This is a genomic window from Shewanella goraebulensis, assembly GCF_030252245.1.
Classification (GTDB): domain Bacteria; phylum Pseudomonadota; class Gammaproteobacteria; order Enterobacterales; family Shewanellaceae; genus Shewanella; species Shewanella goraebulensis.
On record NZ_CP126972.1, the window covers coordinates 1,849,349 to 1,861,341 of the forward strand.

10 protein-coding genes are annotated in these 11,993 nt (G+C 39.9%); 4 read left to right on the forward strand and 6 right to left on the reverse strand.

What is annotated here, in order from left to right:
• Nucleotides 1-66 precede the first annotated feature (66 nt).
• On the forward strand, nucleotides 67-1,635 hold the full coding sequence (locus tag QPX86_RS07725; RefSeq protein ID WP_285164835.1) for a sigma-54-dependent transcriptional regulator: 1,569 nt from the start codon (nucleotides 67-69) through the stop codon (nucleotides 1,633-1,635).
• 109 nt (nucleotides 1,636-1,744) lie between these two features.
• Here the strand turns inward: QPX86_RS07725 and QPX86_RS07730 are convergent, their stop codons facing one another.
• The 3 genes from QPX86_RS07730 to QPX86_RS07740 form a co-directional block, all read right to left on the reverse strand.
• Entirely contained in the window at nucleotides 1,745-3,223 is a 1,479-nt protein-coding gene (locus QPX86_RS07730) for a capsule assembly Wzi family protein (protein ID WP_285164836.1), read from the reverse strand.
• Between the two features lie 184 nt (nucleotides 3,224-3,407).
• Nucleotides 3,408-3,860 (reverse strand): hypothetical protein, encoded by a 453-nt coding sequence (locus tag QPX86_RS07735; RefSeq protein WP_285164837.1) that lies wholly within the window; start codon nucleotides 3,858-3,860, stop codon nucleotides 3,408-3,410.
• A 541-nt stretch (nucleotides 3,861-4,401) separates the two neighbouring features.
• A complete protein-coding gene (locus QPX86_RS07740; RefSeq protein WP_220753348.1) occupies nucleotides 4,402-5,025 on the reverse strand; it encodes a LysE family translocator in 624 nt (207 codons plus the stop codon).
• 104 nt (nucleotides 5,026-5,129) lie between these two features.
• Here QPX86_RS07740 and QPX86_RS07745 point away from each other — a divergent pair, with 104 nt between their 5' ends.
• The 3 genes from QPX86_RS07745 (at nucleotide 5,130) to QPX86_RS07755 (ending at nucleotide 6,650) form a co-directional block, all read left to right on the forward strand.
• A complete protein-coding gene (locus QPX86_RS07745) occupies nucleotides 5,130-5,657 on the forward strand; it encodes a tRNA-uridine aminocarboxypropyltransferase (RefSeq protein WP_220753349.1) in 528 nt (175 codons plus the stop codon).
• A 31-nt stretch (nucleotides 5,658-5,688) separates the two neighbouring features.
• Nucleotides 5,689-6,066, forward strand: a complete 378-nt coding sequence (locus QPX86_RS07750) for a hypothetical protein (RefSeq protein WP_220753350.1) — start codon at nucleotides 5,689-5,691, stop codon at nucleotides 6,064-6,066.
• A 122-nt stretch (nucleotides 6,067-6,188) separates the two neighbouring features.
• The gene (locus QPX86_RS07755) at nucleotides 6,189-6,650 is read left to right on the forward strand and encodes a hypothetical protein (protein WP_220753351.1); all 462 of its coding nucleotides are present in this window, start codon (nucleotides 6,189-6,191) and stop codon (nucleotides 6,648-6,650) included.
• 95 nt (nucleotides 6,651-6,745) lie between these two features.
• On the opposite strand, the gene QPX86_RS07760 is transcribed toward QPX86_RS07755, so the two are convergent.
• The 3 genes from QPX86_RS07760 to QPX86_RS07770 form a co-directional block, all read right to left on the reverse strand.
• Nucleotides 6,746-9,415, reverse strand: coding sequence for a beta-glucosidase (locus QPX86_RS07760; protein ID WP_285164838.1), 2,670 nt, complete (start codon nucleotides 9,413-9,415; stop codon nucleotides 6,746-6,748).
• 135 nt (nucleotides 9,416-9,550) lie between these two features.
• Nucleotides 9,551-10,306, reverse strand: a complete 756-nt coding sequence (locus QPX86_RS07765; protein ID WP_285164839.1) for a DUF6445 family protein — start codon at nucleotides 10,304-10,306, stop codon at nucleotides 9,551-9,553.
• Nucleotides 10,307-10,351: 45 nt separating this feature from the next.
• Entirely contained in the window at nucleotides 10,352-11,884 is a 1,533-nt protein-coding gene (locus QPX86_RS07770) for a tryptophan halogenase family protein (RefSeq protein ID WP_285164840.1), read from the reverse strand.
• Nucleotides 11,885-11,993: the final 109 nt, after the last annotated feature.

The following is an 11,993-nucleotide window of genomic DNA, read 5'->3' on the forward strand; positions in this document are numbered from 1 at the left end:
AAATAAAGAATCATTGGGTTAAGAGTCGTTGAAACAAAAGACATTGAAATAAAAAGGAATCACCTCATGGGATTTAGTGCCATTCTTGTAGAAGACAGCATGTCATTAGGCGCGTTATACAGTGAATACCTTTGCGCAGAAGGCGCGGAAGTCACCCATGTTAATTTTGGTGAAGACGCATTAAAAGAATTAGCGCTAAAGCAGCCTGATTTATTGGTATTGGATATCAAATTACCTGATATGTCAGGTATGGATATTTTGACGAAAGTACAAAAAGAATACCCAAACATTACGGTCATAATGATCACTGCCCACGGCACCATTGATTTAGCTGTCGATGCTATGCGTGCAGGTGCGTTTGATTTTTTGATTAAACCTTTTGATAGTAAAAGGTTGTCAATTACAGTTCGAAACGCCCTAAAGCAACGTGATTTACTCGCGTTAGTTTCAAACTATGAAAGTAGTTTACCGAAAACAAATTTTCATGGTTTTATTGGTGATTCATTGGCGATGCAAACGGTTTATAACACCATTGATTGTGTTGCGAACAGCAAAGCATCTGTATTTGTCGTGGGTGAAAGTGGCACAGGTAAAGAGGTATGTGCGCAAGCGATTCATGAAGCTGGAATTCGAGCGCAGGAACCATTTATAGCGTTAAACTGTGCATCTATACCTAAAGACTTGATTGAGAGTGAGATATTCGGCCACACCAAAGGGGCGTTCACCGGCGCTGTAAGTAATCGTGATGGCGCTGCAACACGAGCAGATGGTGGTACTTTATTTCTTGATGAATTATGTGAGATGGATTTAGAGTTGCAAAGTAAATTGCTGCGCTTCATCCAAACAGGTGTCTTTCAGCGAGTCGGTGGTAGTAAAGAAGAAAAAGTCGATGTACGTTTTATTAGTGCAACCAACAGAGATCCTTGGAAAGAAGTTCAAGATGGTCGCTTCAGAGAAGATTTATATTATCGCCTCCATGTTATTCCCATTGAATTACCGCCATTAAGGCAACGTGGAAAAGACGTTATTTCAATTGCGAAAAAACTGCTTAAACAATACAGCAAAGAAGAGGGTAAGACCTTTAAGCGTTTTAGCACAGAAGTTGAGCGTTGCTTCACTCAATATTCTTGGCCTGGTAATGTGCGTCAGCTGCAAAATGTCATACGGCAGGTTGTAGTACTTAATATTGCTGACGAAGTGAGTGTATCGATGCTTCCAGCTCAAGTTACAGCCGCGTTAACCTTAAAAGATAAGGTTGCTGGACAAGGAAGTACAATTGCGACAGTGACTGAGATTAATGCTAAATCAGTATCTGAATTGGAAGCTCAAACGGAACAACAATTGCAATCATCTGTAGAATCATCTGTTAACTCACAACAAATTACCAGTGCAAGTATTGCTTCGAGTGCGTCAGCTGCTGTTGCTGAATCGGTCGCTAGTGCACTTGTTGAGTCAGTCGCTAGCGCAGTGGTATCAGAAGAGGACATTCAGCCATTGTGGTTAACCGAAAAAATCACGATTGAAACTGCGATAGCACAATGTGATGGTAATATTCCCAAAGCAGCAGCTTTATTGGATGTAAGTCCATCAACAATTTATCGTAAAAAACAGCAATGGGAAGATAAAGGCTTATAACGACAGGTTCGTTTCAACGCTATAAAAAAGCCCATCAAACGTGATGGGCTTTGTTTCTATCATATTAAATACCAAGAATGATTTTTAACTTAACTCTTGCTATTGGGGGTTAAAAATCACGTTCCCAACCTGCATAGAAGGTGGTCTCCCAGTCGCTACTGGTGTCGATTTCTGGGTATTCGCTATAACCGACAGTACCACCAAGTTTGAGTTTTCCGTCATAGAAAGGGCGGTGATAGCTAGCATCTAATTGGTATAGGCGTTCATAACGACCTGGAGATACGGGGTTACCACCTTTGTTACTGTCAGGATAACTAACATCAGTACCATCAAAGTTAAGTTTAGCATAACGCAACTTAGTGCTTAGGCTCTGTCCGTGCTCTAATTGGGTTATACCACCTAGAACCATCACTCGAGAATCATTATCATAGGTGCTACCGAGACTTCTTCCGTAATAGCGGTAACCATCTTGGTAGAATCCATGCTCATACATACAGTTATAAACATCTGACTCAATACCACATGATGCTGCTGTGTCAGAATACTCAGCAAAAAAGCGTGTGCTTAACTCAGCAATGTAGATATCTATGCCACCCATGTTAGATGCATTAATTAACTGGTTTTTTCCGTTGTGGTAATCTTCGTGAATTCGTTCGTAATAAATGCCGTATGGCACGCCCCAAGCAGTATCTGACCATCTGAAATCATAGCCAGCAAGCATGTTTTCTTGACCATTTTCATAGTCACCTTCATCGACGCCGCCATTGGTTAAGCCATCCCACCAATCAGATAGACTATTACCATAGCCTTCACCGCCCCATTGCATGGTCCATGAGAAACCAATTTCTAATTTTGAAATAGGTTTAATCGTTCCGCGAGCGCCCCAGTGTTGGGTATCTGGCACGTAGCGTTCGCTTTCCATTTGGCTAAAACTGGTAGTAAATGTCCAAGGGCCAATCCAATTAAGCCACGGCGTTTCAAAGGCATTACTGTTGTTACGTGATAAAGTCACCCCAGGCATTGGGCGAGCATTAGTGGTTTGAATTAAGCCTGAATCCCATCCGGGGCCCCAGTACTTTTGCACTGCGCCGCCAGTGAGTATCCAGTTGCCAAGTTTCACCGCTGCAAAACTGTTATCAAGACGAGAATCATTACCATCAATGGCATCGTAATGATAACTTGCAGCAAGGCGACCACTAAACCAGTCTTGCGTCACTTCAGCTGTAAACTCAACTTCGGCTTTATCACGGTAATCATTACCGTAACCGATAAACCTAGCTTGTTCGTTCGCACCTGCAAGCCTGGCACCTAAATTGACCGCTTGGTGATCTTTGTTATAAGCGCGCAGCACACGATGAAAAGCATCTTTTTGATGCACAGACATCGGGTTTTCAGCAGCATTATCAAGATCAGACTTAATCCCTGACCACATTAATGGGAAAGTCGTGACAGGTTGGAGAATAATACCTGTATCGGCTAAAAGTTGAATGTCAGCGCGAAGTGGTAAGTCGGTAGGTTCAATCCACCAAGCAGCTTGTGTTGAAAAACTGCTCAGTAATGCTATCCCTGCTAGTATTTTTAACTTCATTTGGTTCTCATTTAGATGAAAGTGTTGCATCAAAAAATAAAAATAGGCTGTTATCAGTAATGATAACAGCCTATTGAATATGAGACCTAATATTGAAGTGAGTTTTTTACTGCTTGTTACACATGAGTAAGAGGGTCAGAAACTATAGTTAATGTAATTAATATAAATGTTATAAATTAGCCATTTAAACACTTTCATTAATACTTTGCGTCGTTTCAATATAAGTATTCAACATATCTTGTTGATTGTTCATGTTGGCAGCTTGAACGGTTGCAGCTCTAGCATCATCATTATTTTTAACCATATAGACTGAGGTTGCGCTCATCGAACCATCATTACCGTTAGCAACGCCAGCTAAGTCAGAATAGAACTGATATTGTGCTTGGGCTTTTTTGTAATGAACATAGTTCTCAACTTTTTCCCCGTCATTTGGCAGTGTTGGCTGAGTTTCTGGCTCAGAGTGTGTTTTAGCTGCTTCAGACAGAGATATTGCTTTAGCACTTAAGTTCACGGTATCTGATTGAGGGTTCGATTGGGTTATGGTTGAAGTCGCGATAGGTTGTGCAACTGCAGTGTTATTATCCACAGAACTTGAGGTATTGACTTGATAACTATTGACTGAAGATTGAACCTGCATTTCGAACTCCTAAATTAAAAATAATACTTATAACCACTCACCTAGACTAACAGTAGATGCTAATTCTAGAAGTTAATTGTAAACATAGTTCTTCACGGTATTAGCTGTTTTCATAATTGATTTGACTAAATATATGAGTCTATGAATTTAACTATAGCCTAGTTTAGCTTAACTGTTATTGAACCAAATCGTTATAAGCCATTTCTTGCTTATATACGATGAGGGTTCTATTTTCTTCAGCTAAATGAGCGATATCATTTAGAAACGACATCTCGAAATCTACCCCAAAAGAACGGTATGAAAATATTAGTCATTATTATAATGTTTACGTGCAATGTGCGTCATTGGTTTATTTTTCCGCAGTAAAACGAGTGCGATCTGCGCAACATTTGTATGTTATAGGTTATATCTTTAGCTGTTTTATATTAACAATTGATCTTTGGTTTAACATGCTAGAGGTTGATTATGGTCTTGAACTAAGGTTCATTGTTTTAGAGAGAATGTAAGCTTATTGATAGAGTTTATTGTTTTTTTGGGAAATTCAAATATTCACAGCGATTAATACTCCAGCGATAAGCATAATACTACCTGCAACTCGATTTATAACTCTATGAGCCTTAGCTGAACTGAATATTTTTTTAGCTTTTACAGCCATTAATGCATAACACAAGTTGATACTGCCAAATGCAAGGGTTGCAATCCCCATGACGATAGCTGCATCATTAAAGCTAATATTACTCGAAGGGACAAATGCTGGAAAAAATCCAACATAAAATATAATCGCTTTAGGGTTACTTAGTCCTATCATTAAGCCTGTTACTGTATTTTTAATTCCGTTTGAATATATTCCGTCTGTGATTTCGGTTATTTCAGCCGTATGTATTTTGCTAGAAATGAGTTGATACCCTAACCAGCAAAGGTAAGTGGCACTTAAGTATTTTATAACCACGAATGCTGTTCCCATTACGCTTGCTAATGCGGTTAGGCCAAACAGTGCAATACAAATAAATAAGTAATCTGCTATTAAAACCCCGACAAATAATTGTATTGCAGGGACTAAGCCGTGAGAAAAGGAGCGTGAAATTATTGCAAATACTACTGGGCCTGGAACCATTGCGAGGACTAGCATGGTAAATAAAAGGCTGAGTGATTGCTGTAGTTCCATTATAATTGTGCTTCCTGTGATATGAGTTGCTGAGCTTATCTTAATTAAATACAAAAACGCAATGTCCTCTTAATGCGTAATGCTGAGTTAAAAATCCTTTTAAAATGAAAATTATATTGCTCACCCATCAAAAAGAAACTACCAGACCGACTAATACTGGCCGTTGGGTCAAACAGATTATGGATGACAACGCGTTAGTTATTGAATGGGATAGAGTTAACCCAAATATTGATCTGATTAGATTCATAAATGAGGCAAGAGTAGGCTTACTATTTCCTGACACTACCCAGCAACATACTTTATCTAATTCTGCTGTTCATTCTGTGACTTCTTCTGTTCGTACTAGCGATAAAGAGACCAATGATGTGTCAGATTTTGATGCATTAATTATTATTGACTCTACATGGCAAGAAGCCCGTAAAATATACAATCGTAGTCCTTATTTAAAGGAACTCAAAAAGGTGTCAATTGATAGTTCTGTTGGTTCTATTTATGAACTAAGAAGAAATCAGCTAGAAGGTGGTTTGTGCACTGCAGAGTGCGCAGCGCATATTTTAAAACAATGCGGTAATTTACAATCCGCTGAGAAAATTATGGATTTACTTAGGTTACAAATCTCAGTTACAAATTGAATTGAAAGAATAGCGAGAACATGGACGTATTATGATTAGAAAATTATTAGCAGTCTTATTAATTCTATATGGGTTAATTGCTGCTATGTTATTGATGTTCGCACAGCCGACTCATACACAATGGTTTTATCAGTTTAGTTATAGCCTAGTGTTTATTGGTACTCCTTTTGCTGGGAGTTACTGCGTGCTTAAAGAAAATAGATGGGGAATATTTCCTTTGGTGTTTTTGTTTGCCACGCAAATCATAAGACCATTAACACCCTTTGAGTATTTTCCTTTTCAGGCGCCTTTTTCTCTTGCAATCCCTTTTGGTAACTTGTCACAGGGAGAAGGTTATCTAGTCGATTTTTTTGCTATTACCATGTTACTTGTTGTCGTCTTAATGTTAGCTAAACAGAAAGTTAAATAGGAATTGTGATTATATTTCGGAACTCGAGGCTAGTTATTCAGTCTTATTAAACATCAAATATCAAGTCGGTGCCTCCAATAGCGCTTTTGGGTAAGGTGTTCAAATAGATTAAGGGAAGAGTAATGTTTATCATCAAGGGATTGTTAATCACCGCTGCAGTAGTTGTTGCACTTTATCCATTATGGGGAGTATTGCAGCCAATGAGTTATTTGGCTGAAATACTAGAGACGTATCCATTTGCAAAGGGGGCTAATGAGGCGCAAATTAGAATAGCTTCAGGGTTACTTTTAATTAGTAACAGTATTATGAGCTTATCGCTTTTATTTATTTCATTTTACATAACACGTCCAATATCTACACATTTTTTAAAGTTATCTGCTTTATTGCTGATTAGTTACCCTTTAATATTAAGCGTTGTTGAAGTTTTTTCTTCTAAAGAGTTATCAAGACATTTGGACTCACCAATAGTTACGTTAGAGTTTTCAGCCATTAAATTGCTCTATATGGTATTCGGTATCGCTTTATTCGGCATTTATAAAACGCTAAAGCAAACAGAGCCTGCAAAACTTGGATCTAGAAGCTAGAAGTTAGAAACTGAAGAACGAATAACGTAAACCGAGAGTGAATTTGCTCGGTTTACGCAGTTTTGAAGGATGGACTTTAGCTCAGTTCTATTAAGCTATTGTTGATATTGAAAACTTTTATGTAATCGAATGTCTTCGACTGATGAACCAAGCATAACCTTAAACTCACCTGATTCAGCTAACCAGTCATTGGTTTTTACATCCCAAAACGATAAGTCACGCTTATTAAGATTAAAACTTACTTTGCCTGTCTGGCCAGCTTTAAGCCAAACTTTATCAAAACCTTTCAGCTCTTTAAGCGGACGAGGCACACTGGCCTTCATATCATAAAGATAAAGCTGCACAACTTCAGCGCCATCGGTTTTGCTGGTATTGGTGATACTGGCAGAAACAGTTAACGTGTCATCTCCGCTGAGCTTGCTACTGGAGAATTTAATATCGTCATAGCTAAATTCACTGTAAGACAAACCATGGCCAAACGGGAATTCTGGCGCAATTTTTTGTTGCTCAAACCAGCGATAACCAATAAATACGCCTTCAGAATATAACGACTCTTTTTCGTTATAGTCATTTAAAGCGATTGGCGCAGTATCTTGCAGCTTTTTAGGTAAAGTAATCGGCAATTTACCGCTTGGGTTAACATCTCCAAATAAGACATCGGTATAAGCATGGCCAGCTTCCATACCACCATACCATCCCCAAGCAATGGCATTCGCTTTTTCAGCCCAAGGCATTTCAACGGCAGAGCCACCAATTATGAATATTACGGTGTTAGGGTTAACAGACAATAGCTTGCTAATGATTTCATCTTGCTGGCCAGGTAATTTCATGTCTGGTCTATCAATGGATTCGCGGTCATCAGCATGGCTTAAACCTGCGTAATAAATGACCGCATCAGCACTTTTGGCAGCGTTTAAATACTCTGACTCTGAGTTATACAAGCTATTGGGTGTTTCCCAACCTAATGTGACATTTTTCTTACCTTGGTAAACTAATTTAAAGGCATAAGTTTCACCAGCTTTAAGTTCAATATCTTCATTAATCACATTGGTATGCTGAGCGTTTTGGCTAAATAATAGTTTATCATTAATCAGCAGAGAAACCTTACCATCACCTAGGACTTTTAATGTGTGTTTACCTGATTCCATCGGTTTGATATTTGCCTGTATTTCAACGTTTTGTTGCTGACCTTTGGCATCAAACTGCGGATCTGCTATCCATGACTCACTGGTTAACTGTTTAAGTTGATTATCTGCATAATAGTTAATTTGCCAAGAAGGGGTACCAGTCCAGTGACGTGTGGTTAAGTAGTCATTGGGAATAGGCATAAATTTGCTACTTGCTGGGCGCATATGCTGGATATTGACCTTGTTACCTACTTGCTCAAACTTGGCTTTTAGGCCATCAAGCGGGCTAACTTCATATAAAGCTTTTACCTCAGATGAACCGCCACCAAAACCGTGTCGTTTATCTGCGTTAGGTCCTAATACTAAGATGTTTTCGACCTTATTTGTATCAAGGGGTAATACTTGATTATTGTTCTTTAATAGCACCACGCCATTGGCCGCTATAGTGCGGGCATCTTCACGGTGGGCTTGAGTATTGCGCTCACCTGATAAACGTTGTTTGTCCATCATACCGATGCTTAATTGCACTCTAAGAATACGGCGAACTTTGTCGTCAAGCTCAGATTCAGGCACTTTACCGGCTTTTATCATCGCTAGTAGTGGATCTGCTAAAAAGTATTCATCATAACTCTCGACAGCGGTGCCCATTTCAATATCTAGGCCGTTCATGGCTGCGTCATAGGTATTGATGTCGACATTCCAGTCAGTAAGGAGCACACCTTCGTAGGCCCATTCACCTTTTAAAATGGTTTTAATAAGATGATGGCTTTGGTTAGCATTAGTGCCGCGAAACTCATTATATGCCCCCATAATGGCATGCACATTGGCTTCTTTTACAGCAGCTTCAAATGCGGGTAAATAAACTTCACGCAGAGTACGCTCATCGGGTTTCGCATTCACACCTGTACGGTTTAACTCTTGGGTATTAAGGGCATAGTGTTTAACCGTTGCCCCTACGTCATTTGCTTGAATTGCCTTGACTGTGGGAACGACCAAAGTAGCAGCTAAATAAGGGTCTTCGCCCATGTATTCGAAATTACGTCCGTAAAGCGGCAATCTGGCAAGGTTAACCCCAGGCCCGAGAATAAGGTCTTTATTACGGTGGCGCGCCTCAGCGCCAAGAACATTACCATGAAGACTTGCCATTTCAGGATCCCAACTTGCAGCTACGGCCGTGAGTGGTGGTAGATAAGTTGAGTAGTCATTGGTCCAGCCAGCAGGAGCCCATGAGTTTCTGTCAATTTCGTAACGTACGCCGTGGGGACCGTCAGACATCCACATTTCATGGATATTTAAACGCTCAATAGCGGGGATATGAAATTTACCGCCAGCATGCACCAGTGATACTTTCTCTTCTAAAGTGAGCTGTGGCAGTAAACGTTCAATTTCAGATTCAACCGTAGATAAGCGAGCTTGTAAGCGTTGTTGTTCGCTATTGCTAAGAACAGAAAGGGCATGAGGTTGACTGATTATACTCTCTGAAGGTGCCGCAACCGTTACAGTTGTACTAAGCAATAACATTGAAGCTGAAATGGGCAATGAAACCGACAATGTTCTAAGCATACGATTATTGAACATTTTTGTGTCTATCACACCTTTTGTAAGCGCTTTCATTTTTGGCCGTTTTTTGGCTGTCATCTCAGGCTCCTTGCTGATTAGTTATTGATTAAGTATTGATTGGGATATCTGTTAAATGCTCTATTCGAGTGAGCAATTTTTGGTGATGACTCATTTGAAGCTACACCTAGAAGCAATGTTAAATAGAACTAAATCCTAGCTAACATTGATAAATATATTGGCAGTCAAACGTCCAGTTTTGGGATTACTGTCAATATCAGTTTGGTGATTAACTAAAGTCGAATGCAATAAATTTCCTGGGTATATGACCAAGCGATGCTGTTTGTATTCTATGTGATGATGCTGTTGATAATACTCGTTACTTTCAACAAAATATTGAGCCGGAAAGGGGGCTAATTCTTGTAAGTAGGGCTCGGCCGCTCTGAAGTATTTGTCCATGTTCGATTGGGTGATACGTTCATAACCTGTGGGTTGGTGCTTAAAAAATGCAGTTGCACCGTGGGGGCTATCATTGAGGTATTGCAGTACAGCAAAGTAATAAGGAGCTGGTGTGTCAAAGTGTGGAATACGCTGCAAAGTGGTCAAGCTTTCAGGCTGTCGATTGATTAAAGAGAAGTAAGTCGCTTGGGGTTTGATGCGCAAATTGGTCGGGATCTTGTAAACATCATAAATTAATTGAAATACATGGTTCAGCACTTCGATGACGTAATCTTTTGGCAACTTAGCCCTTACTCCTGGGTAGTAAGAGCCTTTATCTAAATCAAAGTCGACTTGGTTAGCACAGTTTTGTAGCTCCGAGATATCAGCAGTAAAGTCATCGATGACAATCACAGGTGTACGCAGTTCACCGATATAATGGATCTCAGGCTTAATTGGCTTATTCACCAATATCAGCGGATTAAGATCGGTCATGTCCTGTGCTTGTTTACGCTGTGTATTTTGATCTGTCATATACAACCTTACTGACTCGCTAATTAAATAACACTACCATTGGATTTATAACATTTTTGACTTGCAATAATTCTGCACAAAGTCGTAATGATCAGGTAAGTTAGCCACTTTTTGCTTTGCTTTTAACTTTATATTACCTAAAAAATGCTCAAGCTCTTCATCTTCCATCATATCGACAATAGGGTGATACTGCTTTGGTGCGAGCCCTTGTCCCATCATCACCTGTATCCATGAGCTTTCGCCAAATAACTCATTGCCGTGCTTATAGACTTTGCCAGAGGCATCAAACATATCAATACGATGCTGCAGCGATGCTGGCACACTCATGTTTTTACAATAGCGCCAAAAGCGAGTATCAGTGCGGTCAGTGACTTTATAATGCAACACAATAAAATCGCGGATATTTTCAGTTTCAGTGCGGGTTTGTTCGTTAAATTCATTAATGTCTTCTTCAACAATACCTTGTGAAGGGAACATCTGGAGCAGGCGAACAATACCGCGTTGAATAAGGTGGATGCTGGTGGACTCTAATGGTTCTAAAAAACCAGATGATAGTCCTATTGCGACACAGTTTTTATGCCATGTTTTACGGCGGCTACCAGTGCGGAATTTGATCACCCGAGGATCGGTGAGTGGTTCACCTTCAATGTTGTTCATTAAGGTGGCTTTGGCATCTTCATCACTCATGTATTTACTGCAAAAAACGATGCCATTACCAGTGCGACTTTGCAGTGGTATACGCCATTGCCAACCTGAATCTCGAGCGATTGAGCGAGTATATGGAATCGGCTTTTCAGTGGTTTTAGTTTGTACGGCAATAGCGCTATCACATGGTAGCCAATGGCTCCAATCATCAAAACCTGTATTGAGTGTACCTTCGATAAGCATGGCTCTAAAACCCGTGCAATCAAGGAATAAGTCACCCTCAACCAGTTCACCTGACATCAGCTTTAAACCACTGATATTACCAGTATCTTCATGCTGAAGAACATCTGAAATCTTACCTTCAATTCGGGTGATGCCGTGCTTTTCGGCGATGACCCGTAAGAACTTGGCATAAAGCGTCGCATCCATATGATAAGCATGGTTGTAATCTTGATTTGGCAGTACAGCAAAGCGGCCTTCACGGGCGGCTAAATGCTCGGTGCAATAATCGCCTATTTCACTAACGATACCGCGCTGTTGGCCTTTAAGCCAAAAGTGTTGGAAACCACAAGCCCAGCAGTCTTTTCCCAAAAAACCAAAGGAGTGAATATAATCTTTGCCTACATCATGCCAATTTTCAAATGAAATCCCGAGCTTGAATGTGGCATTAGTCGCTGCCATGACATCTTGCTCTTTAATGCCCAGTAACCGATGAAAAATATGTAATGTGGGAATTGTCGCTTCGCCAACACCGACTGTACCAATTTCGTCAGATTCAACGAGTACCACTTCTAAATTTTTACCTAATAACTTTGTTAATGCAGCAGCCGCCATCCAACCTGCAGTTCCACCACCGGCGATAACCACTTTTTTAATCGGCTTATTGCCAGTGCTAGCTTTACTGTTTTCATTGTTGGAGTGTTGCTTTTGCATAACAGGGTTTCCTTAGGGCTAAGTCACTAAATAGTGATTTACTCTTTGTTATTCATTTCCAAAATTATCAATGAGCACATTATTAATCAGTTATCTGTTTAGTTGTGCT